The 26,234-nt window shown below is 32.3% G+C and carries 24 protein-coding genes; 9 read left to right on the forward strand and 15 right to left on the reverse strand.

What is annotated here, in order from left to right:
* On the reverse strand, positions 1-303 hold the full coding sequence (gene gatC, locus HMPREF2658_RS10205) for an Asp-tRNA(Asn)/Glu-tRNA(Gln) amidotransferase subunit GatC (protein WP_000170162.1): 303 nt from the start codon (positions 301-303) through the stop codon (positions 1-3).
* A gap of 366 nt (positions 304-669) precedes the next feature.
* Between gatC and putP the strand changes: the two genes are divergently transcribed.
* Positions 670-2,208: a sodium/proline symporter PutP gene (gene putP, locus HMPREF2658_RS10210; protein ID WP_000957019.1), complete on the forward strand. Its 1,539-nt coding sequence runs from the start codon at positions 670-672 to the stop codon at positions 2,206-2,208.
* Positions 2,209-2,296: 88 nt separating this feature from the next.
* Here the strand turns inward: putP and HMPREF2658_RS10215 are convergent, their stop codons facing one another.
* From HMPREF2658_RS10215 to purB, 6 genes are all read right to left on the reverse strand, one after another.
* On the reverse strand, positions 2,297-3,496 hold the full coding sequence (locus tag HMPREF2658_RS10215) for a CamS family sex pheromone protein (RefSeq protein WP_070854395.1): 1,200 nt from the start codon (positions 3,494-3,496) through the stop codon (positions 2,297-2,299).
* A gap of 12 nt (positions 3,497-3,508) precedes the next feature.
* The gene (ligA, locus tag HMPREF2658_RS10220) at positions 3,509-5,512 is read right to left on the reverse strand and encodes an NAD-dependent DNA ligase LigA (protein ID WP_000774567.1); all 2,004 of its coding nucleotides are present in this window, start codon (positions 5,510-5,512) and stop codon (positions 3,509-3,511) included.
* A 3-nt stretch (positions 5,513-5,515) separates the two neighbouring features.
* Positions 5,516-7,708: a DNA helicase PcrA gene (pcrA, locus tag HMPREF2658_RS10225; RefSeq protein WP_000992924.1), complete on the reverse strand. Its 2,193-nt coding sequence runs from the start codon at positions 7,706-7,708 to the stop codon at positions 5,516-5,518.
* On the reverse strand, positions 7,705-8,397 hold the full coding sequence (locus tag HMPREF2658_RS10230) for a heptaprenylglyceryl phosphate synthase (protein ID WP_000272062.1): 693 nt from the start codon (positions 8,395-8,397) through the stop codon (positions 7,705-7,707). The genes pcrA and HMPREF2658_RS10230 overlap by 4 nt, the downstream gene beginning before the upstream one ends.
* 171 nt (positions 8,398-8,568) lie before the next feature.
* On the reverse strand, positions 8,569-8,871 hold the full coding sequence (locus tag HMPREF2658_RS10235) for a YerC/YecD family TrpR-related protein (RefSeq protein WP_001165363.1): 303 nt from the start codon (positions 8,869-8,871) through the stop codon (positions 8,569-8,571).
* A gap of 108 nt (positions 8,872-8,979) precedes the next feature.
* On the reverse strand, positions 8,980-10,275 hold the full coding sequence (gene purB, locus HMPREF2658_RS10240) for an adenylosuccinate lyase (protein WP_054194532.1): 1,296 nt from the start codon (positions 10,273-10,275) through the stop codon (positions 8,980-8,982).
* Positions 10,276-11,121: 846 nt separating this feature from the next.
* On the opposite strand from purB, the gene scpA reads away from it, so the two are divergent.
* Positions 11,122-12,288, forward strand: coding sequence for a cysteine protease staphopain A (gene scpA, locus HMPREF2658_RS10245; RefSeq protein WP_000827739.1), 1,167 nt, complete (start codon positions 11,122-11,124; stop codon positions 12,286-12,288).
* A gap of 30 nt (positions 12,289-12,318) precedes the next feature.
* Positions 12,319-12,645 (forward strand): staphostatin A, encoded by a 327-nt coding sequence (locus HMPREF2658_RS10250; RefSeq protein WP_000434537.1) that lies wholly within the window; start codon positions 12,319-12,321, stop codon positions 12,643-12,645.
* 290 nt (positions 12,646-12,935) lie between these two features.
* Here the strand turns inward: HMPREF2658_RS10250 and HMPREF2658_RS10255 are convergent, their stop codons facing one another.
* The 4 genes from HMPREF2658_RS10255 to HMPREF2658_RS10270 form a co-directional block, all read right to left on the reverse strand.
* Positions 12,936-13,109: an NETI motif-containing protein gene (locus HMPREF2658_RS10255; RefSeq protein ID WP_000669865.1), complete on the reverse strand. Its 174-nt coding sequence runs from the start codon at positions 13,107-13,109 to the stop codon at positions 12,936-12,938.
* Positions 13,090-13,692 carry a DUF2179 domain-containing protein gene (locus HMPREF2658_RS10260; RefSeq protein WP_000011542.1) on the reverse strand — a complete coding sequence of 201 codons (603 nt, stop codon included), beginning with the start codon at positions 13,690-13,692 and terminating at the stop codon, positions 13,090-13,092. The genes HMPREF2658_RS10255 and HMPREF2658_RS10260 overlap by 20 nt, the downstream gene beginning before the upstream one ends.
* A 270-nt stretch (positions 13,693-13,962) precedes the next feature.
* A complete protein-coding gene (gene nadE, locus HMPREF2658_RS10265; RefSeq protein WP_000164017.1) occupies positions 13,963-14,784 on the reverse strand; it encodes an ammonia-dependent NAD(+) synthetase in 822 nt (273 codons plus the stop codon).
* Positions 14,777-16,246: a nicotinate phosphoribosyltransferase gene (locus HMPREF2658_RS10270; protein WP_000284427.1), complete on the reverse strand. Its 1,470-nt coding sequence runs from the start codon at positions 16,244-16,246 to the stop codon at positions 14,777-14,779. The genes nadE and HMPREF2658_RS10270 overlap by 8 nt, the downstream gene beginning before the upstream one ends.
* A 183-nt stretch (positions 16,247-16,429) precedes the next feature.
* Here HMPREF2658_RS10270 and HMPREF2658_RS10275 point away from each other — a divergent pair, with 183 nt between their 5' ends.
* The 3 genes from HMPREF2658_RS10275 to HMPREF2658_RS10285 all read left to right on the forward strand — a co-directional run bounded on the left by HMPREF2658_RS10275 (position 16,430) and on the right by HMPREF2658_RS10285 (position 18,499).
* Positions 16,430-17,506: a nitric oxide synthase oxygenase gene (locus tag HMPREF2658_RS10275; RefSeq protein ID WP_000898869.1), complete on the forward strand. Its 1,077-nt coding sequence runs from the start codon at positions 16,430-16,432 to the stop codon at positions 17,504-17,506.
* A gap of 19 nt (positions 17,507-17,525) precedes the next feature.
* A complete protein-coding gene (locus HMPREF2658_RS10280; RefSeq protein WP_001177820.1) occupies positions 17,526-18,320 on the forward strand; it encodes a prephenate dehydratase in 795 nt (264 codons plus the stop codon).
* A gap of 71 nt (positions 18,321-18,391) precedes the next feature.
* Complete coding sequence (locus HMPREF2658_RS10285; RefSeq protein WP_031785526.1) at positions 18,392-18,499, forward strand: hypothetical protein; 108 nt, start codon at positions 18,392-18,394, stop codon at positions 18,497-18,499.
* Positions 18,500-18,509: 10 nt separating this feature from the next.
* On the opposite strand, the gene HMPREF2658_RS10290 is transcribed toward HMPREF2658_RS10285, so the two are convergent.
* Together HMPREF2658_RS10290 and HMPREF2658_RS10295 are read right to left on the reverse strand one after the other, a co-directional pair.
* Entirely contained in the window at positions 18,510-20,072 is a 1,563-nt protein-coding gene (locus HMPREF2658_RS10290) for an SLC13 family permease (protein WP_000323161.1), read from the reverse strand.
* Positions 20,073-20,276: 204 nt separating this feature from the next.
* Entirely contained in the window at positions 20,277-21,374 is a 1,098-nt protein-coding gene (locus HMPREF2658_RS10295; protein WP_000275721.1) for a glycosyl hydrolase family 28-related protein, read from the reverse strand.
* 371 nt (positions 21,375-21,745) lie between these two features.
* Between HMPREF2658_RS10295 and HMPREF2658_RS10300 the strand changes: the two genes are divergently transcribed.
* Together HMPREF2658_RS10300 and HMPREF2658_RS10305 are read left to right on the forward strand one after the other, a co-directional pair.
* The gene (locus HMPREF2658_RS10300) at positions 21,746-22,306 is read left to right on the forward strand and encodes a cysteine hydrolase family protein (RefSeq protein WP_000149686.1); all 561 of its coding nucleotides are present in this window, start codon (positions 21,746-21,748) and stop codon (positions 22,304-22,306) included.
* A 52-nt stretch (positions 22,307-22,358) separates the two neighbouring features.
* Positions 22,359-23,288 (forward strand): manganese-dependent inorganic pyrophosphatase, encoded by a 930-nt coding sequence (locus HMPREF2658_RS10305; protein WP_001140871.1) that lies wholly within the window; start codon positions 22,359-22,361, stop codon positions 23,286-23,288.
* 192 nt (positions 23,289-23,480) lie between these two features.
* Here HMPREF2658_RS10305 and HMPREF2658_RS10310 read toward each other — a convergent pair whose 3' ends face one another.
* Entirely contained in the window at positions 23,481-23,654 is a 174-nt protein-coding gene (locus HMPREF2658_RS10310) for a hypothetical protein (RefSeq protein ID WP_001790680.1), read from the reverse strand.
* Between the two features lie 51 nt (positions 23,655-23,705).
* Between HMPREF2658_RS10310 and HMPREF2658_RS10315 the strand changes: the two genes are divergently transcribed.
* The gene (locus HMPREF2658_RS10315) at positions 23,706-25,085 is read left to right on the forward strand and encodes an aldehyde dehydrogenase (protein ID WP_070854398.1); all 1,380 of its coding nucleotides are present in this window, start codon (positions 23,706-23,708) and stop codon (positions 25,083-25,085) included.
* 119 nt (positions 25,086-25,204) lie between these two features.
* On the opposite strand, the gene HMPREF2658_RS10320 is transcribed toward HMPREF2658_RS10315, so the two are convergent.
* Entirely contained in the window at positions 25,205-26,233 is a 1,029-nt protein-coding gene (locus HMPREF2658_RS10320) for a 6-phosphogluconolactonase (protein ID WP_000181320.1), read from the reverse strand.
* Position 26,234: the final 1 nt, after the last annotated feature.

Consider the following 26,234-nt stretch of genomic DNA (forward strand, 5'->3'; position numbering starts at 1 on the left):
TTACGCGTCCTCCTCATTCATGATTGTAGGCACTTTAAATTGTCCATCTTCTGTTTCTTTGGCATTTTTCAAAGCTAATTCTTGCGGAATACCTTTAATTGCTTTATCTTCACGTAAAACGTTTTGTAAATCTAAAACGTGATATGTAGGTTCAACGCCTTCTGTATCAGCGCTATCATTTTGTTTTGCAAAATCTAAAATGCTTTCTAATGTGTTGGCCATTTCTTCCGTTTCTTCAGGAGAAATTTGAAGTCTTGCAAGATTCGCGATATGCTCAACTTCTTCACGTGTTACTTTTGTCATTAATAAAAGCCTCCTTTAAGTCATTCATCACTAAATTGTATCAAATTTCCAATTAAAAATCTAAGTATTTATGAGGTACTACTTTAATTTCATATAAACTGTATAAACATTATCATTCGTTTACCAAATCATTTTTTATGAAAACAACACCCTCTTAATAATAGACAACCCAATTCAATATTATGATTATGCAATTTTAATTATAAAAATTTGCCTATATCTAAAAAATACGAAAGCGCTTTCTATATTGGTATACAAGTATTTCAAAAAGAATAAATTTAATTTTCCTACTTTTCTAAACATTTATCTTTATGTATAATGTTTTCAAGTAACTAAATTATAAATTAAATAAAGGGAGTGTTTATCATGCTTACAATGGGGACAGCATTAAGTCAACAAGTAGATGCCAATTGGCAAACTTATATTATGATTGCCGTCTACTTCTTGATACTAATCGTTATTGGCTTTTACGGTTACAAGCAAGCAACTGGTAACCTGAGCGAGTACATGTTAGGTGGACGTAGTATCGGTCCGTATATTACTGCATTATCAGCTGGAGCTTCAGATATGAGTGGCTGGATGATTATGGGTTTACCAGGCTCTGTCTATAGTACTGGTCTTTCGGCAATGTGGATTACAATCGGCTTAACATTAGGTGCTTATATAAATTACTTTGTTGTTGCTCCTAGACTTCGTGTTTATACCGAATTAGCTGGAGATGCAATTACATTACCAGATTTCTTTAAAAATCGTTTAAACGATAAAAATAATGTGTTAAAGATTATTTCTGGATTGATTATCGTAGTATTCTTTACATTATATACACATTCTGGTTTCGTATCTGGTGGTAAATTATTTGAAAGTGCTTTTGGATTAGATTATCATTTCGGTTTAATATTAGTTGCTTTCATTGTCATTTTCTATACTTTCTTTGGTGGATATTTAGCTGTATCAATTACAGATTTCTTCCAAGGTGTCATTATGTTAATTGCGATGGTTATGGTCCCTATTGTTGCTATGATGAATTTAAACGGCTGGGGAACGTTTCATGATGTAGCAGCTATGAAACCTACAAATTTAAATTTATTTAAAGGGTTATCATTTATAGGAATTATCTCTCTATTTTCATGGGGATTAGGTTATTTCGGTCAACCTCATATCATTGTAAGGTTTATGTCTATTAAATCACACAAGATGCTACCTAAAGCTAGACGTTTAGGTATTAGCTGGATGGCTGTTGGTTTATTAGGCGCTGTGGCTGTTGGTTTAACAGGTATTGCATTCGTACCTGCTTATCATATTAAACTAGAAGATCCTGAGACATTATTCATCGTGATGAGTCAAGTACTTTTCCATCCTCTTGTAGGCGGTTTTTTACTAGCAGCGATTTTAGCAGCAATTATGAGCACGATTTCTTCACAATTACTTGTAACATCTAGTTCTTTAACGGAAGACTTTTATAAATTAATTCGTGGTGAAGAAAAAGCTAAAACGCACCAAAAAGAATTTGTTATGATTGGAAGATTATCTGTATTAGTTGTAGCAATTGTTGCTATCGCGATTGCATGGAATCCAAACGACACAATTCTAAACTTAGTAGGTAATGCTTGGGCCGGATTTGGTGCATCGTTCAGTCCACTTGTGCTATTTGCACTTTACTGGAAAGGTTTGACACGTGCCGGTGCTGTAAGTGGAATGGTTTCAGGTGCTTTAGTCGTTATAGTTTGGATTGCATGGATTAAACCATTGGCACATATCAATGAAATATTCGGCTTATATGAAATTATTCCTGGATTTATTGTAAGTGTAATCGTTACATATGTTGTAAGTAAACTTACTAAAAAACCTGGTGCATTTGTTGAAATTGACTTAAATAAAGTCCGCGACATCGTTAGAGAAAAATAATTCATAAGTCTTAACAAATTAAAAAGGTACTAATGTTAATCAAAATTCTGACTAACATTGGTACCTTTTTATTATCTTTAATTTACAATTAATTACTGTAAATATGAACTTGTGGTTCTTTATCATCTTTTGTCTTACTAATTAAAGCACGTGGTTGGTTACCATCTTTAATACGAATTTCATAGTTATTGATTTTATCGAAATATTTATTCGCTTGTTCAGTAACGTACTGTGTAATACCAATTGTTTCAGCTTGTCCATAGTAATCGATTGGTAAATCTACTACTAATCGTTGTGGCTTTTTATCAACAAATTTAACTTTCCCTACTGCTTGTGTGAAATTAGAAAAATATGATTGCAAATTATCGTTAAATTGCTTGAAATTATTATTTAAATTTTCATCATAATCTGCTGCTGTTGAAGAAGGTAATAAAGCTGATTTTTCATTGATATTATGCCATTCATTAAGCTTTGTTTGACTCTTTTCTGCAGTCGCTTGAGTGATAAATTCACCTGGTGTGATTGAATCTTCACTTGATTGCTTATAAATTGCAAAATGAATTGGTATATCTTTTAAATCATCATTTTCACGTAACCTTGATAATATCTCACTAGCCATTTGTTTACCTTGCTTTTTAACTTCGCTATCATCTAGTTTTTTACTAAAAGTCGGTCCATCTTTTTCTTTTTTATAGTAATAAACACTATTCATAGCTAAACCAATCGTCATACCTTTAATATTCTTACCTTTTGTATCTCCACCACCATAAAAATCTTGTTCTAAAATGTTAGATAAATAGGCTGGTGATTTTTCTGCAATCTTTTCAGGATCTGTTTCACCTTCGTGTGATGGATTAAGTCCTAAATTTTCATTCGCTTTCTTGTCTTTTTTATCTTTTTCAGACATTTTATCGATTTCACGTTTTGTATACTTAGGATTTAAATAGGCATTAATTGTTTTCTTATCCAAAAATTGACCATCTTGATACAAATATTTGTCTGTTGGAAACACTTCTTTACTTAAGTTCAACAAACCATCTTCAAAGTCGCCGCCATTATAACTATTTGCCATGTTATCTTGTAAAAGTCCTCTTGCCTGGCTTTCTTTAAATGGTAACAATGTACGATAGTTATCACCTTGTACATTTTTATCCGTAGCAATTTCTTTTACTTGATTTGAACTATTGTTATGTTTTTGATTATCTTTTCCAGCCTGGTCATCCTTATGGTTACCACAAGCAGCGAGTATAAAGATAGCTGTAATCAATAATACTAATGTACGCTTCATCGACATACCCCTCTAACTATTTAATTCATTTTGCTTATCTACAAATTGTTGCTCTGTCCAAATTTCAATACCTAAACTTTGTGCTTTTGTTAATTTTGAACCTGCATCTTCACCAGCAATAACGACATCTGTATTTTTAGTAACGCTACTTGTAACTTTAGCACCTTGTGATGTAAGCCATTTAGATGCTTCATTGCGTGTCATTTGATGTAGCTTACCAGTCAGTACTATCGTTTTACCACTAAATTCAGGATGTCCTTCAATATCTGATGTTTTGATACCTTTATAAATCATATTAACATGTTTATCTTTTAATTTTTGAATTAAAGCACGAATATCTTCATTTTCTAAATAAGTAACTACAGATTGTGCTACTTTATCACCTATATCATGAATTTCTACTAATTCCGCTTCAGTTACCGTTAGTAATCGATCTATCGTTTCATATTTTTCTGCTAACACTTGGCTCGCTTTAACACCTAAATGCCTTATACCTAAACCAAATAATAAATTTTCTAAAGAGTTGTCCTTAGCTTGTTGAATGGCAGCTAATAAATTATCAACTTTTTTCTGCCCCATTCTGTCTAAAGGTAATAAATCTTCTTCTGTTAAATAGAAAATATCAGCAACATCTTTAATTAATTCGCTTTGATAAAGCTGTTGAATAATTTTAGTGCCTAAGCCATCAATATTCATGGCTTGTCTTGATACAAAGTGAATCAATCCTTCAACAAGTTGTGCTTGGCATTTTGGATTAATGCAACGAAGTGCTACTTCGCCTTCAATACGTACTAATTCATGTCCACAACTTGGACAATGGGTTGGCATATGATATGTGACAGCATCCTCAGGTCTACGTTCTGGAATACTACGTACAACTTCAGGTATGATGTCACCTGCTTTTTTCACTACAACACTATCACCAATTCGAATATCTCTGTCATGAATTAAATCTTCATTGTGCAAAGATGCTCTTGATACAGTTGTACCAGCTACTTTTACTGGTTCTAAAATAGCAGTAGGTGTGACTACACCCGTACGTCCAATACTTAATTCAATATCTAATAATTTAGTTACTACTTCCTCAGCTGGAAATTTATAAGCAATGGCCCACCTTGGTGATTTTTGTGTGAATCCCATTTCGTCCTGTTGATCTAAATCATTAACTTTAATAACAATCCCATCAATATCATAAGGTAATGACTCTCTTTGGCTTGTCCATTTTTCAATATACTCTAAAACGCCATCGATATTATTTACACGCGCTCTATTTTTATTCGTTGTAAAACCTAATTTATCTAACTCATCTAATGCTTCACTTTGCGAACGCGCATTGAAATCGGTGAAATCATTGACACTATATATAAATACGCTTAGCTTTCGTTTTGCCGTTAATTTAGAATCTAACTGTCTTAATGACCCCGCAGCTGCGTTTCTTGGATTTGCAAATAACTGCTCATCATTTTTTTCTTTTTCTTCATTTAATCGTAAAAATGAACGTCTCGGCATATATGCTTCACCACGAACTTCTACATTTAATGGTTCTTTCATTTTCAAAGGTATCGCATGAATTGTTTTTAAATTTTCGGTAATATCTTCACCTGTTGTTCCATCACCACGTGTTAAACCTTGAACGAAGTATCCATCAACATATTTCAATGATACTGCTAAGCCATCAATTTTTAATTCGCACATATATTCAACGTTGCCAATTTGTTCACGTATGCGTTGGTCGAATTTTCTCAAATCATCCTCATTAAATGCATTCCCTAAACTTAACATTGGCGTGTCATGGTTGACTTTATTGAAAGAGGCTTGGGCTTCACCACCAACTCTAACTGTTGGAGAATCTACAGTCTTATACTCAGGATGCTCCTCTTCTATTTTAATCAGTTCATGAAGTAATTTGTCATATTCACTATCTGGTACAGATGGATTATCCTCTACATAGTATTCATAACTGTATTGATTTAATAAATCATGTAACTCGTTCACACGAGACGATAAATCAGCCATCCCTTAATCCTCCTTTTTTTCAATTGGTGCAAATTGCGCTAACAAACGTTTTGGCCCTTGTGATTTAAAGATAATATCTAGTTCGATTGAGCCATTTTTCTCGTTTACATTACTCACCATGCCTTCTCCCCAGGCTTTATGCATTACTTTGTCACCTACATTCCAATCAGATGACGATACTTGTTTTTTCGTTGACGTTGTTCGTTGACTAAATCCACGTTTAGCAAAAGGTTTTGCCTTAGGTTGTATCGTTTGTCGTTTGCCACTTGAATGATTTTCTAATAGTGATTCTGGAATTTCCTTTAAAAATCTAGATGGCATATTTGACTGAGGGCGACCAAATAACATTCTTGATGTCGCATGAGTGATGTATAACACCTCTTCAGCCCTTGTGATTGCTACATAACAAATTCGACGTTCTTCTTGCATTTCATGATCATCTTCACTCTTAATCGCTCTAATATGTGGGAATAAAGATTCTTCCATCCCCATTATAAAGACGATTGGAAATTCAAGGCCCTTAGCCGAGTGCATCGTCATTAGTGTTACGCCATTTTCAGTATCTGCCTCATCAATATCAGCTACTAACGATAAATCCGTTAAAAAGTTAATTAATGACTGTTCTTCTAATGGGGTATTTTCCTCATAGTCTTTTGGTACTGACATAAATTCATCGATGTTTTCTAATCTACTTCGAGATTCTAGTGTATTTTCACGTTCAAGCATTTCTCGGTAGCCAGACTTTTGTAATACTTCATCAACTATTTCATGAATTTCTAAAAATTCTTGTTCTTTTATCAAGCTTTGGATTAACTCGTAAAAATTAAGACACTCTTGTGTCACTTTTTTTGACAATCCGATAAAATCAGCTTCTCCAAGTGCATCAAACATACTGATATTGTTTTGAAGTGCATAGTTTTGAACTTTTTCAACAGATGAAGGACCTACACCTCTTTTTGGAACATTAATAATACGTTGCAAACTAATGTCATCATTACTATTGGCAATTATACGCAAATAACTTAATAAATCTTTGATTTCTTTACGATCATAGAACTTTTGTCCACCAACCATTGTATATGGCATATTAGATTTCATGAATGTTTCCTCAAGTACACGTGATTGTGCATTTGTTCTATATAAAATTGCCATATCTTGATATTTCTTACCATTACGTTGATGCTTCATAATTTCTCGTATTACAAATTCCGCTTCGTCACGTTCTGTCATTGCTTCATAGTAATGAATTTTCTCACCATTCGTATTTGCAGTCCACAGTCCTTTTGGCTTACGTTCAGAATTATTTTTAATCACTTCGTTAGCCGCATTTAAAATCGTTTTCGTCGAACGATAATTTTGCTCTAAAAAGATTGTATTCGCTTCTGGGTAGTCTTTTTCAAATGATAAGATATTTTGAATATCAGCACCACGCCAACCATAAATTGACTGATCTGAGTCACCTACAACACATAAGTTTTTAAACTTACTTGCTAATAATTTAACTAATGTGTATTGTGCTTTATTGGTATCTTGATACTCATCTACATGAATATATTGGAATTTGTTCTGATAATATTCTAGAACTTCTGGTACACGCTCAAATAAGTTAATAGTTGTCATAATAAGGTCATCAAAATCTAACGCTTCATTACGTGACAATTGGCGTTGATATCCACTATAAACCGTTGCTACCATTTGCGAGTGATAATCTGTGGCTTCTTTTTGAGCATCTGCAGGTGTTTTAAGTTCATTTTTCAAATTACTGATCGCACCGATAAACATACGAGGTTCAAATTTTTTACTATCAATATTTTCATTTTTTAAGACGTCTTTAATAACAGATTTTTGGTCTGTAGGATCAATTATCGTAAAATTGCGTTCTATACCAATTCGATCTGCATCACGACGTAAAATACGAACACACATTGAGTGGAATGTTGACATCCAAATAACTTCTGCTTGATCACCTACTAATTTTTGAACACGTTCTTTCATTTCTCTTGCAGCTTTATTTGTAAAAGTAATAGCCAAAACATTGTATGGTGAGACATCTTTTTCGTCTAATAAATAAGCAATTCTATGTGTTAAAACACGTGTCTTCCCTGAACCAGCACCTGCCATAATTAACAATGGTCCTTCTGTTGTCTTTACAGCTTCACTTTGCTCTGTATTCATATGATTTAATAACGCATTCATTTACTAGACTCCTTTATTTTTACTGTTTTTAAAGCTTTTTTAATATCTTTATAAATAATATCACCGACGATAATTGTATCTGCAATAGCTGCCATCTCTGTCGCTTGTTGTTCTGAGGAAATACCGCCACCATAAAAAAGTTGCGTTTCTGATAGATGTTCTGAGACAGCTTGAACCTTTGATACGTCGCCATAAATGCCACTATACTCTATATACATAACCGGTAATCGATACATATGATTGACCATTTGGGCATATGCTTCTAAATCTTCTATTGTTAAATCTGTATTTGCTTTGGTATGTTTTGCCACTTTGCTATCAGCATTGCACACGACATAACCTTCAAATATTACTTCTTCAAAATCTATACTATGTCCATATGTTTTAAGCGCTTCTAATAATGTACCATTGTGAAATGCAACATCTGTACTGTTCAGTACTGTAGGTACAAAATAAAAATCAAAACCAGGCATTACACTTTCGATGTTTGATATTTCAAGTACTAAAGGCAATGGGTATCTTCTTACCCTGCTCATTAAATGAATGACATTATCTTCAGTAACGTCATCAGTTCCACCAATCATAATTGCATCTGTTTGAGACATACAAATCGCATCTAAATCATCATCTGAAATATGTTTAGCTGGGTCTAATTTAAAAATATGGCGCCATTTTTTAATGTCATACATTTTCCGAAACTCCTTTTTTAACATACATATGATTATAGCATTTTTAAGTGTCGAGTTCTAAAGACTTAATATGAAATTTAAGTTCTTTTACTCTGTAAATTTTTTCGTGAAAAAACAATGATTATCTACCTTATTAGTGCAGATAGATAACCATTGTTTATCGTTCATTTATTATTCATTTGTTTCAATATTCATACGATCTAAAATCATTGTATAAGCATCATTACCCCATTGTAATGAACGCTTCACTCTAGAAATCGTTGCAGTCGATGCTCCAGATTCTTGTTCAATCGTTGCATAGGTATAACCTTGCTTAATCATTTTAGCAACTTGTAATCTTTGAGACAGTGATTGAATTTCATTTACAGTACACAAATCATCGAAAAATTGGTAACATTCTTCTCTATTTTCTAACGTTAGTATTGCATCAAACAATTCATCTAACGCTGCACCTCGTAATTTTTCAATTTGCATATCGAAACAACCCCTATAATTTTATTCTTTATGTCATTTTAACGCATTAACCTATTAAAGTGTAGCGATTTATATTTTATTAAATCTGAATCGTTACTTTTTTTAATTTTATGCTAATCCAGCGCGTTCGAAAATAGTGTCAACTTGATTCAAATGATGTTTAGGATCGAAACATTCATCCAATTCTTCTTTTGTTAAAACACTTGTAATAGACTCATCTTGTTCGATTAATTCACGGAAAGGTGTTTTCGTTTCCCAAGATATCATCGCTTTTGGTTGTACTTTGTCGTATGCTTCTTCACGAACCATACCTTTATTAATTAATGCTAATAAGACACGTTGTGAGAAAATCAGACCAAATGTTTTATCTATATTATTACGCATATTATCTTCAAATACAGTTAAACGGTCCACAATATTCGTGAAACGATTCAATGCATAATCTAGTGCTATTGTAACATCTGGTAACATAATACGCTCAGCTGAAGAATGAGAAATATCTCTTTCATGCCATAATGGCACATTCTCATAAGCTGTAGTAATATAACCACGAATTACTCTTGAAATACCTGTGATATTTTCAGAACCAATTGGATTTCGTTTATGAGGCATTGCAGATGATCCTTTTTGACCTTTTGCAAATGCTTCTTCAACTTCTCTTGTTTCGGTTTTTTGAAGGTTACGAATTTCAACGGCAAATTTTTCTAGTGACGTCGCGATTAATGCTAATGTCGCAATATAGTATGCATGTCGATCACGTTGCAATGTTTGCGTTGATACAGGCGCTATGCCAATACCTAAATGTTTACACACATAACTTTCTATTTCAGGGGGAATGTTAGCAAAAGTACCTACTGCACCACTCATTTTCCCTACTTCAATTTCTTCTCTTACTTGTTTGAAACGTTGTAAGTTACGTTGCATTTCCGTGTACCACAATGCCATTTTGACACCAAATGTAGTTGGTTCTGCATGCACTCCATGTGTACGTCCCATCATCAATGTATATTTATAATTTTTTGCTTTTTCAGCTAAAACGTCGATAAATCTTTCTAAATCTTTTTCAATAATGTCATTTGCTTGTTTAATAACGAAACTTAAAGCTGTATCTACAACATCAGTAGAAGTTAAACCATAATGTACCCACTTACGTTCTTCACCTAGCGTTTCAGAAACTTGTCTAGTAAAGGCTACAACATCATGGCGCGTTTCTTGTTCAATTTCTTGTGCACGTTCGACATTTACCTTTGCGTTCTGACGAATTTTTTGTACGTCAGCTTTCGGTATATGTCCTAATTCACTCCATGCCTCACATGCTAAAATTTCCACTTCTAACCATGCTTCATAGCGATTTTGATCAGTCCAAATATTAGACATTTCTTCTCTAGAATAACGTTCAATCATTTTTTTAACTCCTATCGTATATATACTCGAATTTTCAAAAACAGAACATTTTTAATAAAAATAAATAAAAAGTTCGTTTTTAACTCTACTCTTCACAGTTTAACAGAATTGGTTATAAATGTATAAAAAATTTCCGTATATTCTCATTCTATTTTATTTTTTACATTAATACAATTATCTATGGCAGATTAATACTGATTTCTAATTGTAAATGTTCGCAACACTTTAATCTAATTGGTATTTATAATGATCCATTAAGAATATATTATTGCATTTTAATTTTTCTCCCCTCACCTAGACTATCCATTTTATTTACAATTAGGACAATCAATGACTTTAGTAATACCAGATATTATTCACTTTACTTCTCCTATTGTATAGAATTTCAACAATCTACTTTTCCTAGTTTCATAATATTTCTTCTTACATTCCATAATATGTTTTAAAATTATTTGCTTCTAATTTAACAAATTTTCTACTCACAAAAAGAATTGCATAGGTATGGCATTTTAAATATAAGCAATTAATATTGAACTGCTCGAGTCGTATAAATACGAAACTGAGTATAGAAAAATACGCAGAGATTTTCTTAATAGTAAATTTTTATAGAAAGACATAAATTGACTACGCTTCTTTCAAAATCGACTAATATATTTTCATGAAACTTTCGATCATATTAATTATTGAATGAAATGTTTACAATTTAGTAAATAAGATACTAAATTATTACATAAACTGATAATGTGTAATAATTAAATATTTTTTAAACATAGATTAAAAATTTATATTGAAATTCTTAACTAAATTTAATATAATTATTTTATAATAAAAGAAAGGAGTTTTTATATGAAAAGAAACTTTCCAAAATTAATAGCTTTAAGTTTAATATTTTCTTTAAGTATTACCCCTATTGCAAACGGTGAGAGCAATTCAAATATCAAAGCAAAAGATAAGAAGCATGTGCAAGTTAATGTCGAGGACAAGAGTGTTCCTACTGACGTACGTAATTTAGCGCAAAAAGACTATCTTTCTTATGTTACTTCGCTTGATAAAATCTATAATAAAGAGAAAGCCTCGTATACGCTTGGTGAACCTTTTAAAATTTACAAATTCAACAAAAAGAGTGATGGTAATTATTATTTTCCTGTTTTGAACACTGAAGGTAATATCGATTATATAGTTACAATTTCACCAAAAGTCACTAAGGATTCTAGTTCATCTTCTAAATACACAATCAATGTTTCTTCATTTTTATCTAAAGTCTTAAATCAATATAAAGATCAACAAATTACTATTTTGACAAACTCTAAAGGTTACTATGTGGTTACTCAAAATCATAAAGCTAAACTAGTACTAAAAACACCACGTCTAGAAGATAAAAAGGTAAAAGAGACCGAGAATATACCTACTGGCAATAATGTAACGCAACTAAAGCAAAAAGCTTCTGTCACTATGCCAACTAGTCAATTTAAAAGTAATAATTATACTTACAATGAACAATATGTAAATAAACTTGAGAATTTTAGGATAAGAGAGACTCAAGGTAACAATGGTTGGTGTGCAGGCTATTCTATGTCTGCATTACTAAATGCGACTTATAATACTAACAAATATCATGCAGAAGCTGTGATGAGATTTTTACACCCAAACTTACAAGGACAACAATTCCAATTTACTGGTTTAACGCCAAGAGAGATGATTTATTTTGGACAAACTCAGGGAAGAAGTCCACAACTTCTTAATAGAATGACTACATATAATGAAGTTGACAATCTTACTAAAAATAATAAAGGAATTGCTGTTTTAGGTAGTAGAGTAGAATCAAGAAATGGTATGCACGCAGGGCATGCTATGGCAGTTGTTGGGAACGCTAAATTAGACAATGGACAAGAGGTTATAATTATATGGAATCCATGGGATAATGGTTTTATGACTCAAGATGCTAAAAACAATGTTATTCCAGTATCCAATGGCGACCATTATCAATGGTATTCATCTATTTATGGTTATTAAAATTTGTATTTTAGAAAGGTAAATAATATTATGGAACAATTTGAATTATTTAGTATTGATAAATTCAAATGTAATTCAGAGGCTACGTATTATCTTAATATTATTGAGGGAGAATGGCATCCTCAAGATTTAAATGATAGCCCTTTAAAATTTATTCTCAGTACCTCAGACGATTCTGATTACATTTGCAAATATATAAATACAGAACACAAACAACTCACATTATATAATAAAAATAATAGCTCAATTGTTATTGAAATATTTATACCAAATGATAATAAAATACTACTAACAATTATGAATACAGAAGCTTTGGGAACTTCTCCTAGAATGACTTTCATTAAGCATAAGTCATAAGACTACCTAGATATGATTAAGTAAACTATTAATCTTATTAAAGGACTCTAGGAAGAAAAAATTTCATGCGATGAGATTGTTTTAGAAAAAGCGACGATATATATAATTTAACAATGATTTTAAAATATTAAGAACCCCCAGCATATGCTTTATATAGCTTGCTGGGGGTTTCTCATACAATATGGATCGAGCATCTTGCATGTATAAACAAATAGGCTATTCAAAGTAAAATTACTCAAACTTTGAATAGCCTTTCCTCTTCAAAAAGTCTTTATTTAAATTGGATTATGTTATTGTATTTTCTTACCTACAAAAATGATTTCTTGATGTGATACTTCAATCGTGCCATCTTTTTGTTCCTGAAACACGGGTTTTTCAATACGTTTTACCGGCATATATCCTTGCGTTTTCATTCGTGACAAACAATCAGCAATTGTTTCGTTCTCATTTACTTTGAATTTCATGTTCTACTACACTTTCCAGTTCTTCTGGTTCATAATCTTTAAGCTTTCTACGACGAATGCCTTTAGTCCAGAATCCACCATGTATGTTTCGAGGTTCATACGCAATGATAAATGCTTTCGGATCTAAATTTTTTATCGTATCCATCAATTTACGTTCATATTTTCTTGGTGTTAAAATTTGCATCACCATACGACTACCATCTCTACCAAACGCAGCATAGTGCGTAACGCCATATCCTAAATTTCGAAGTTCATTCGGTAAATCTAACTCATATTCTGCTGAAGTTACATTTACAACTGTATAACCTAATGCCAGTTTTTCTTCTATTTTCATACCAACAATGATACCTATTGAAAAACCAAATGCGTAGGCAATAATATTTTGAATATGGTCTAAATTAGACATAACCAAACCTAAACCAACGATATAAACTAATACTTCTAAAAAACTAACTGATGCTGCAATATAACGATAACCTTTCAACGTTAAAATTGTTCGCATTGTTAAAAACGTTACATAACAAACGTTAATGATAAATATAGTTAATACCATTAACCATGGATTTTCTGTTACGAATGACATAAGGCGCCCCACTCTCTTTCAATTACACTTTAAATATCAAACTGCTTCAAACTAACCTTAATGAATGCATATTAATATAATATAGTACGAAAACTCTCATAAATAAATAGCGAATTTGTCATAAATAAAAATTTATTCTCAAATGAACATACTCACTTTATTTCATACACTATCAATTTATATACTGAAGTAGCCTAGTTGAATGTGGTTTAACGTTATTAATTCTAACTCGTATTTAATTTAAGTCACACGTTAGAAGAAAAAATTAAATTAGGATTTTGGCCACGTGTATCTTGTATATGCAAGTTCACGTTTATGTGCATTCCGTATATAATGATTTTCAATTACTTTTTGTTCTTCTGGCGTAACTGGCTTACCTTCTAAATAATTATCAATCGCTTCATATGTTACACCTAATGCATCTTCATCTGGAAGTTGTGGTTTGTCATCTTCTAAATCAGCAGTAGGTGTTTTTTCATACAATTGTTTTGGTGCACCAAGATAAGCTAATAACTGACGACCTTGGCGCTTATTCAAACCGAATATAGGTGCAATATCTGCAGCACCATCACCATATTTCGTATAAAAACCCGTAATATTTTCTGCAGAATGATCAGTGCCAACTACGATACCTTGTCGGTTTGAAGCAATTGAAAATTGTACTTTCATACGTTCGCGAGCCTTTTCATTACCTTTTTGGAAGTCTGTTAGGACAATCCCAGCTTCTTTCAATGATTGCACACTTTGATCAACTGCAGGCTTAATATTGACTGTTACTATTTCATCTGGCTCAATGAATAGTAAAGCTTGCTCAACTTCATCAGCATCTTTTTGAACACCATATGGCAACTTAACTGCGATAAATGTACAGTCATTACCCTCTTCACGTAATTCATTTACTGCCATTTGAACAAGTTTCCCTACTAATGTAGAATCTTGACCACCTGAAATGCCTAATACTAATGATTTAATAAATGAATGTGATTGGACATAACTTTTTATAAACTGTTTTAACTCAGCAATTTCTTCCGCACTGTCGATGCTTTTCTTCACTTTCATTTCTTGTACAATTACATCTTGTAATTTAGTCATTATCTTCTTCCATCTCCTTAACATGTTCCGCCACTTCGAAAATACGTTTATGTTTATTATCCCAACATGCTTTACTTAAATCGACTGGGTACTCTTGTGGATTTAAGAAACGCTTGTTTTCATCCCAAATGGATTGTAATCCTTGTGCTAAATAATCACGTGATTCATCTTCTGTTGGAATTTGATACACTAATTTACCATTTTCATAAATATTATGATGCAAATCAATGGCTTCGAAAGATTTTATAAATTTCATTTTATAAGTATGCACTGGATGGAATAATTTTAAAGGTTTTTCATCGTATGGATTTTCATTTTCCAAAGTAATATAATCGCCTTCTGCCTTACCTGTTTTCTTGTTTATAATGCGATATACATTTTTCTTACCTGGCGTCGTAACCTTTTCAGCGTTATTTGATAATTTAATACGATCACTATATGAACCATCTTCATTTTCAATAGCTACAAGTTTATATACTGCACCTAATGCTGGTTGATCGTATCCTGTAATCAGCTTTGTACCAACGCCCCAAGAATCTACTTTTGCACCTTGTGCTTTCAAACTCGTAATCGTTTCTTCATCCAAATCATTAGACGCGATAATTTTAGTTTCAGTAAATCCTGCTTCATCAAGCATACGTCTTGCCGCTTTAGATAAATAAGCGATATCTCCAGAATCCAATCGAATACCTACAAAGTTAATTTTGTCACCTAATTCTTTTGCAACTTTAATTGCATTTGGCACGCCAGATTTTAAAGTATGGAATGTATCTACTAGGAACACACAATTTTTATGTCTTTCAGCATATTTTTTGAAGGCAACATATTCGTCTCCATAAGTTTGAACAAATGCGTGTGCATGTGTACCAGACACAGGTATACCAAATAATTTACCCGCCCTAACATTACTTGTAGAATCAAAGCCCCCGATGTAAGCAGCTCTAGCGCCCCACAATGCTGCATCAATTTCTTGCGCACGACGTGTACCAAACTCCATTAATTTATCATTTGATGCAATTTGACGAATTCTACTAGCCTTTGTTGTAATTAGTGTATGGAAATTTACAATGTTTAATAAAATTGTTTCTATTAATTGCGCTTGAATCAATGGTGCTTCTACGCGTAACAATGGTTCATTACCAAAGCATAATTCGCCTTCTTGCATCGAACGGATGCTGCCTGTGAATTTTAAATCTTTTAAATATGATAAGAAATCATCCTTGTAGCCAATAGACTTTAAATATTCCAAATCTGATTCTGAAAATCCAAAATGTTCTATAAAATCAATGACGCGTTTTAAACCATTAAAAACAGCATAGCCACTATTAAATGGCATTTTTCTAAAATATAAATCAAATACAGCCATTTTTTCATGAATATTATCATTCCAATAACTTTCAGCCATATTTATTTGATATAAGTCATTATGTAACATTAAACTGTCGTCTTCTAATTGGTACACTCGTATCTCTCCAATCGACCTAAATATTTTCTTACATTTTATCATAATTCATTTTTTTATATACATAAGAGCCCATTAATTTCCATACTTTTAATTAAAATCAACCAACAATTTAATGACATATACATAATTTTTAAGAGTATTTTAATAATGTAGACTATAATATAAAGCGAGGTGTTGTTAATGTTATTTAGAGAGGCTCAAGCTTTCATAGAAAACATGTATAAAGAGTGTCATTATGAAACGCAAATTATCAATAAACGTTTACATGACATTGAACTAGCAATAAAAGAAACTGGGACATATACACATACAGAAGAAGAACTTATTTATGGTGCTAAAATGGCTTGGCGTAATTCAAATCGTTGCATTGGTCGTTTATTTTGGGATTCGTTAAATGTCATTGATGCAAGAAATGTTACTGACGAAGCATCGTTCTTATCATCAATTACTTATCATATTACACAGGCTACAAATGAAGGTAAATTAAAGCCGTATATTACTATATATGCTCCAAAGGATGGACCTAAAATTTTCAACAATCAATTAATTCGCTATGCTGGCTATGACAATTGTGGTGATCCTGCTGAAAAAGAAGTTACACGCTTAGCAAATCACTTAGGTTGGAAAGGAAAAGGTACTAATTTTGACGTGTTACCACTGATTTACCAATTACCTAATGAGTCAGTTAAATTTTACGAATATCCTACTTCATTAATTAAAGAAGTACCTATTGAACATGATCATTATCCAAAATTAAGAAAATTGAACTTAAAATGGTATGCAGTCCCTATCATTTCCAATATGGACTTAAAAATCGGTGGCATTGTATATCCAACTGCACCCTTTAACGGTTGGTATATGGTAACTGAAATTGGCGTACGTAACTTTATTGATGATTACCGTTACAATTTACTAGAAAAAGTTGCAGATGCGTTTGAATTTGATACACTTAAAAATAATTCATTTAATAAAGATCGAGCACTTGTTGAATTGAACTATGCTGTGTATCATTCCTTTAAAAAAGAAGGCGTATCAATTGTCGATCATTTGACCGCTGCAAAGCAATTCGAACTATTCGAACGTAATGAAGCACAACAAGGTCGTCAAGTTACCGGAAAATGGTCTTGGCTAGCACCGCCATTATCTCCAACATTGACGTCAAATTATCATCACGGATATGACAATACAGTAAAAGATCCAAACTTTTTCTATAAAAAGCAAGAATCAAATGCTAACCAGTGCCCTTTCCATCATTAAGTTAGTAGAGGTGTAGCATATGCAATTATATTATTTAGGCCCTAAAGGTACATTTTCATATTTGGCTTGTCGTCAGTATTTTTCTGAAAATGAAGCAACTTTTCAACCAAAGTCAAATTTATTTGAAGTCATCAAGGCAGTTGCAGATGATGACACATCGATTGGTATTGTCCCTATTGAAAATTCTATAGAAGGAACAATCAACATTGTGGCAGATGCACTTGCACAGCAAGATGTCTTTGCACACGGTGAAATACGTTTAGATATTAACTTTGCATTATATGGTAATGGTTCGAACACCATTTCTGATATTAAAAAAGTGTATTCTATTGCACCAGCAATCAGTCAAACAACAAATTACATACATCAACATCAATTTGACTATGATTATGTCGACAGTACAATTCAAAGTTTGACTAAAATTGAAAATGGCGTTGCAGCAATTGCACCTTTAGGTAGTGGCGAAGCTTATGGTTTTACACCTATTGATACACATATCGAAGACTATCCACATAACGTGACACGTTTTTTAGTTATAAAAAATCAGCAGCAATTTGATCAAAATGCGACATCCTTGATGTTTTTAATTACACCAATGCATGATAAACCTGGATTGTTAGCAAGTGTGCTTAACACATTTGCTTTGTTTAATATTAATTTATCCTGGATTGAGTCTCGTCCTTTAAAAACACAATTAGGTATGTATCGATTTTTCGTTCAGGCTGATTCTGCAATTACAACCGATATAAAGAAAGTCATTGCTATTTTAGAAACCTTAGATTTCAAAGTAGAAATGATTGGTGCTTTTAATTAAACTTTATTTTCTAGGTTCTACAATTTAAATAAAATAAAGAGTCAACCAAGGATTAAAATAGGAATCCATCCTTGGTTGACTTTCTTTTGTTTGTATTGTTTTTACACGATGCTGCGGTATACCTTTCGTTACCACTCGTTCAAGCAATTGCTAATGTAACTTTTTATTTTTCGTTCTAATCTGCAATTACTATTTCAATGGCAGTGGTTGATTTATATCAATACCTAAAACTATAGGCATTACATAATACACGACTAAAATAATAATTATTGCACTAATTAAGTTTACCCAGAATCCTACTGATGCCATTTGTTTGATAGATATTTTACCTGAACCAAAGATAATTGCATTCGGTGGTGTCCCTACTGGTAACATGTATGCACAGTTAGCCGCCATAGCTGCAGGTGCCATAAGTAGTAATGGATGCACTCCAACAGCAACAGACAACGTTGCTAAAATCGGTAAAATCATCGTTGCAGTTGCGGTATTAGATGTCACTTCAGTTAAAAATAGGACAAAGATCGTTATGACGATTACAATAAGAATCGGACTAACACCATTTAATGATTTCAACTGTTCGCCTAACCATTTTGCTAAACCACTTTCTGATATACCTTTCGCTAATGCTAAACCGCCACCAAATAAAATTAATACACCCCAAGGGAGCTCTTTTGCAACTTCCCAGTCAATGATACGACGATGTTTTTCAGTATTTTTAGCTGGAATAATAAATAATAATATTGATATAAATATAGCAATCGTACCATCTGCAACGGATGACGTAACTTCCCATTTTTTCAGAAGAAATTCTCTTGTAATCCATAATAAGCTGGCCAGTACAAAGATAGTTTGTACTACCTTTTCTTCATACTTCATTTTGCCAAGCTCGTCTAACTTTTGTTTAATTAACGTCTGACCACCAGGTAAGTATTTCAAATCATGTCTAAATGCAACATATCTTAAATAGAGCCAAGTAATACCTAACAAAACAATGACCGTTGGAATCCCTACAATCATCCATTTAGCAAAACTAATTTCATGTCCAAAATGTTGCATATATTGTCCTTTTAAAATAATTAATGGCGGGGTTCCAATCAATGTGCCCAAGCCACCAATCGTACCTGCATAGCCAATTGCTAAAACTAGAGATTTTTCAAACTTTTGAATACTTGTTTGATTCGTATTGGCTTCTTGTAAATCATGTGCTTCCTTAATAATTGCTAAACCAATCGGTATCATGATCATTACAGCTGCAGTGTTCGATACAAACATAGATAAGAATCCTGTTGCCACCATGAATCCAAGTAATATTTTTGAAGTGCTTGCACCAATTAAATTAATAATTGTCAACGCTACTCTCGTATGTAAATTCCATCTTTCCATTGCAATTGCCAAAATAAATCCACCTAAAAACAAAAAGATAATATCATTACCATATTCGGATGATACTTGTTCTGGTGTAAGTATGTGACCTAATGGTAATAACACAATTGGTAATAAGCTCGTTGCTGCAATAGGAATTGCTTCAGTAATCCACCAAGTCGCAATCCATAAAGTGATTGCTAAGACATAGACGCCTTTCCAAGGTAAGTCTTGTGGGTGAAAGAACAATAATGTTAATAGGAAAAGTAATGGACCTAATATGAGTCCAATAAGTTGTCCCGCACTAAACGGTTTCTTTTTCTTTGATTTTGAAAAGAATGTTAAATACCTTTTCGATATCATTGATTGATGTTGATTGAAATAAGCCATAAATTTCCCCCTCATGATGATTATGACAAGCTACTTCAACTCACTATATTAGAGTATAGAAAGTTGTCTATCTTGTATTATCATTACCGTCAAAATACCCCTTTTATCAGATAATTGGGTTTATTATAGCATATTTATACCGTTTTATGAATGCGCTTTCAAAAATTATCTACTATTCTTAATCCTAATGTCATGCGAAACTTTTTACTTTTTTATTTCATCTACATTGATTGTAGTAACTTGAATACCCGCTTCAACAGGACTTAAAAACACTGTATCAATATCTTCCAAATGAATTGATTGAGTCGAATTATTGAATGTATTCCCAACGATTAATACATCTTTATGTTTAACATTATTATAATTACGTACATGTATCGCATCTTTAGACATTGACCCTTTAAATTCGTTCCCAATGATATTCATATTTATTCCTGCTTGGGAACCTAAGTCTTTTCCTGTCATCACATCTGCAGCATTTTTACCATCTCTAACTCCTAAATATCTAATACCACCCTCACAGTTAATAAACTTATTATTAATAATGAAAGCATCTTTATACTTCAAGGGAGTTAATGCATAACCTTGTATATCTTCAAATATATTATTTCTAATATGAATATTCTCATAGTAACGATTATGTCTACTTGCATGTGAGCCAATAGCACGATTCCAACTTCCCATTTCGGGCAATTCTGAAGGTCCAAAATAACAATCTTCGATAATGACATTTTTCGTTATCGTACCATCTGTCGTTCCGAATTTTGGAAAAGCACCAGGTACTTGAATGTCTAATTGTATTGCTTCAGAATAAAAACGTTCGCCACTATAGTCAACGAATCCTTCAAATGAACAGTTTTTAATATAGAGTCCATTAATCCCACAAGCATCAATTGCATGACCACTCACTACATTCTTAATGGTTACACCTATTAATTGAATATCTTCAGCATGTCCAATGCACATAGCTGTATTATTATAAGGATACGATACGCCATTCATATCAAACTTGCCACCTTTAATATGAATATAACTGTGTCCATTATAACCACGATAAAAACCAAAGCGATGCCCATTTTTTAATAACGGACCAGAATGACATCGACGTAAAATAGTTTCATTATCCAACAAAAGTGTTGTATTGCCATATATCGTTAATGGTTTGCAAATATCATACGTCCCTTTCGGTATATAAACTGTCGTTGGTTTACATCTTCCATGATTTAACGCACGTTGTATTGCTCGAGTATCTTTAGTTTTGTTTATGCCTGTTAACCCATAATCTTTCATATTGATATACATAAATCGTCATCCTTTGTCTATTTTCTAATTACTCATATATTAACCAATTATTCAAATTATAATCGTGTTAGGTTGATTTAGCAGATAGTCATAAATCTCGTGATGCCATCTATTAGCATTTTTATATTCAAAACATCAACACTTGATATTAGTTCTAAGTTTGTCACATTTAGTATTCTATTACAGCTATTTTAAAACTATCGTAAAAACATCTTATAATATTTGTTGATTGCGTGATTTGCTCTTCCAAAAAAGTTGATTAATCTATATACTTAATCTATATTTATATATTAACCATTAGGGTTAAAAATTACTCTAGCATTTATGAATAGATGGGAGTTTATTTTATTATTATATAGGAGAGATGTTGAATGACACATCGCGCACTATTAGTTGTTGACTATTCATATGACTTTATCGCAGACGACGGCTTACTAACATGCGGTAAACCTGGACAAAATATTGAAGATTTTATTGTTTCGCGTATCAATGACTTTAATTATTATCAAGACCATATATTCTTTTTAATGGATTTACATTATTTACATGACATTCATCATCCTGAAAGTAAATTATTCCCACCACACAATATCGTAGATACAAGTGGTAGAGAATTATACGGTAAAGTAGGTAAATTATACGAAACAATTAAAGCGCAACCTAATGTACATTTCATTGATAAAACGCGCTATGATTCGTTCTTTGGTACCCCGCTTGATAGTTTATTGAGAGAAAGAAGTATTAATCAAGTCGAAATCGTTGGTGTATGTACCGATATTTGCGTGTTACATACAGCAATTTCTGCATACAACTTAGGTTATAAAATTTCAGTACCTGCTGAGGGAGTGGCTTCATTTAATCAAAAAGGGCATGAATGGGCACTTGCACATTTCAAAAACTCATTAGGTGCAGAGGTAGAACAACACGTTTAAATCGTGCTAAAATAATTATAAAGAATACAATATACAAGGGAGATATTTGACAATGGCTAAAACATATATTTTCGGACATAAGAATCCAGACACTGATGCAATTTCATCTGCGATTATTATGGCAGAATTTGAACAACTTAGAGGTAATTCAGGAGCCAAAGCATACCGTTTAGGTGATGTGAGTGCAGAAACTCAATTCGCGTTAGATACATTTAATGTACCTGCTCCGGAATTATTAACGGATGATTTAGATGGTCAAGATGTTATCTTAGTTGATCATAACGAATTCCAACAAAGTTCTGATACGATTGCCTCTGCTACAATTAAGCATGTAATTGATCATCACAGAATTGCAAATTTCGAAACTGCTGGTCCTTTATGTTATCGTGCTGAACCAGTTGGTTGTACAGCTACAATTTTATACAAAATGTTTAGAGAACGTGGCTTTGAAATTAAACCTGAAATTGCTGGTTTAATGTTATCAGCAATTATCTCAGATAGCTTACTTTTCAAATCACCAACATGTACACAACAAGATGTTAAAGCAGCTGAAGAATTAAAAGATATTGCTAAAGTTGATATTCAAAAGTACGGCTTAGATATGTTAAAAGCAGGTGCTTCAACAACTGATAAATCAGTTGAATTCTTATTAAACATGGATGCTAAATCATTTACTATGGGTGACTATGTGACTCGTATTGCACAAGTTAATGCTGTTGACCTTGACGAAGTGTTAAATCGTAAAGAAGATTTAGAAAAAGAAATGTTAGCTGTAAGTGCACAAGAAAAATATGACTTATTTGTACTTGTTGTTACTGACATCATTAATAGTGATTCTAAAATTTTAGTTGTAGGTGCTGAAAAAGATAAAGTTGGCGAAGCATTCAATGTTCAATTAGAAGATGACATGGCCTTCTTATCTGGTGTTGTTTCTCGAAAAAAACAAATCGTACCTCAAATTACTGAAGCATTAACAAAATAATACTATATTATTGTCTAATTATAGACATGTTATATTTAACTAACAGTTCATTAAAGTAGAATTTATTTCACTTTCAATGAACTGTTTTTTATTTACATTTGACTAATTTACAACCTTTTCAATAGCAGTTTTCATTCCTTTAGCTATCCTAACCCACAGATTAGTGATTTCTATACAATTCCCCTTTTGTCTTTACATTTTCTTAAAATATTTGCGATGTTGAGTATAAATTTTTGTTTTCTTCCTACCTTTTTCGTTATGATTAAAGTTATAAATATTATTATGTACACGATTCATCGCTCTATTTTCAACTTTCAACATATATAATTCGAAAGACCATTTAAAATTAACGGCCACAACATTCAAATCAATTAATCACTTTTTCCAAAATAATCATATAAGGAGGTTCTTTTCATTATGAATATCATTGAGCAAAAATTTTATGACAGTAAAGCTTTTTTCAATACACAACAAACTAAAGATATTAGTTTTAGAAAAGAGCAATTAAAGAAGTTAAGCAAAGCTATTAAATCATACGAGAGCGATATTTTAGAAGCACTATATACTGATTTAGGAAAAAATAAAGTCGAAGCTTATGCTACTGAAATTGGCATAACTTTGAAAAGTATCAAAAATGCTCGTAAAGAACTTAAAAACTGGACTAAAACAAAAAATGTAGACACACCTTTATATTTATTTCCAACAAAAAGCTATATCAAAAAAGAACCTTATGGAACAGTTTTGATCATTGCACCATTTAACTATCCTTTTCAACTAGTGTTCGAACCTTTAATCGGTGCTATTGCAGCAGGTAATACAGCAATTATTAAACCATCTGAGTTGACACCAAATGTTGCACGAGTGATTAAACGATTAATCAATGAAACATTTGATGCAAATTACATTGAAGTTATTGAGGGAGGAATTGAAGAAACGCAAACGTTAATTCACTTACCTTTTGACTATGTCTTCTTTACAGGAAGTGAAAATGTAGGCAAAATCGTTTATCAAGCTGCCAGCGAAAATTTAGTTCCTGTGACATTAGAAATGGGTGGTAAATCTCCAGTCATCGTTGATGAAACAGCGAATATTAAAGTTGCCAGTGAGCGCATTTGTTTTGGGAAATTCACTAATGCCGGCCAAACATGTGTTGCACCAGATTACATTTTAGTACACGAATCTGTAAAAGATGATTTAATCACAGCCCTATCAAAAACGTTGCGTGAATTTTATGGTCAAAATATACAACAAAGTCCAGATTATGGCCGCATTGTAAACCTTAAACATTATCATCGTCTGACATCATTACTTAACAGTGCACAAATGAATATTGTATTTGGTGGTCATAGTGATGAGGATGAACGTTATATAGAACCAACATTGTTAGATCACGTTACAAGTGATTCAGCAATTATGCAAGAAGAAATTTTTGGTCCTATCTTACCGGTTTTAACGTATCAGTCATTGGATGAAGCAATAGCCTTTATTCACCAAAGACCAAAACCTTTGAGTTTATATTTATTTAGCGAAGATGAAAATGCTACACAACGTGTAATAAACGAGTTATCATTTGGCGGCGGTGCTATTAATGATACATTGATGCACCTAGCGAATCCTAAATTACCATTTGGTGGTGTTGGCGCCTCAGGTATGGGACGCTATCATGGTAAATATTCATTCGACACTTTTACACATGAAAAAAGCTACATTTTCAAATCTACACGATTAGAATCAGGTGTCCATTTACCACCATATAAAGGTAAATTTAAATACATCAAAGCTTTCTTTAAAAATTAATTTTTGAGACAAAAATAAACCATGCTTCCATAATTTGATGTTCTTGAAAACAATATATTTCAAGGTATACACAAATTTTTTGGAAACATGGTTTTCTTTTTATCATGATTAATTAAAGATTAAAATATGACACATACACCTTCAGATGCTACATGAGTGTTATCACATAGCGTAATTTTACCTGTTTCTTTATTTCTTTCGAAAACAGTTACAACTGAATCTCCTTGCTCATGAGCACAAACTAAAAGGTCATCTGATGAGACAATATTAAAATCTCTTGGGAATTGACCACCACTTTCAGTAATTGTTACTAGTTCTAAGTGTTGACCATTATCAAGAACTTTAAAAATTGCAATGCTATCATGCCCTCTATTAGATACATATAAGAATTGTTGATCATGAGATAAACGCACTGCTGCAAGTTTAGTATCTCCATCAAAGTTTTCAGGAATTGTTAAATGACGCTCGAGCTCTTCAAATTTACCGTCATTATATTCTGCAACACTCACAGTATTTGATAATTCGTGTACGACATAAGCAAATTTTCCATTATCATGAAATTCAATATGTCTTGTCCCATCACTATCTTTAAATAAAGATTCTTTATAAAATTCAAACCCGTTGTCGTCAAATTTATAAGTAATGATACGATCAGCACCTAAATCTGTTACTGCAACGTACTTACCATCTGGAGTTTGATTAATATAATGTGCATGTGGATGATCTTGTCTTTCATGTGTACCTGTTGGAAAATCATGCGCAAGTTCTTGAATTAGACGTATAATTTCACCTGTGTGCGTATTTAATTCATACATACGTATGATGCCAGCACCATATACCGCTTCAAATAAATATCGTTTATCTTCTGAAATCGATACATAACAACCTGTACCAGCTTTTGAAGACAAACATTTATTTAATAAATGCAATTCACCATTGTCATCAATTTTCAAACTCGCAACACCACATTGTTCACCTTCTTTATTGATTCCATATAAAAATTCATTATTACGCACCAAATATGTAGACGCTTCTAATTCAAATCCTGTTTCTAATAAATCAATACGCGACTGATTTTCGTTTAATTCAAAACGATAAATCCCTTTACCATTCTTTTTAGTGTAAGAACCAATATATCCATTTGTCATT

The organism is Staphylococcus sp. HMSC062H10 (genome assembly GCF_001836945.1).
In the GTDB taxonomy this organism is placed as follows: domain Bacteria; phylum Bacillota; class Bacilli; order Staphylococcales; family Staphylococcaceae; genus Staphylococcus; species Staphylococcus aureus.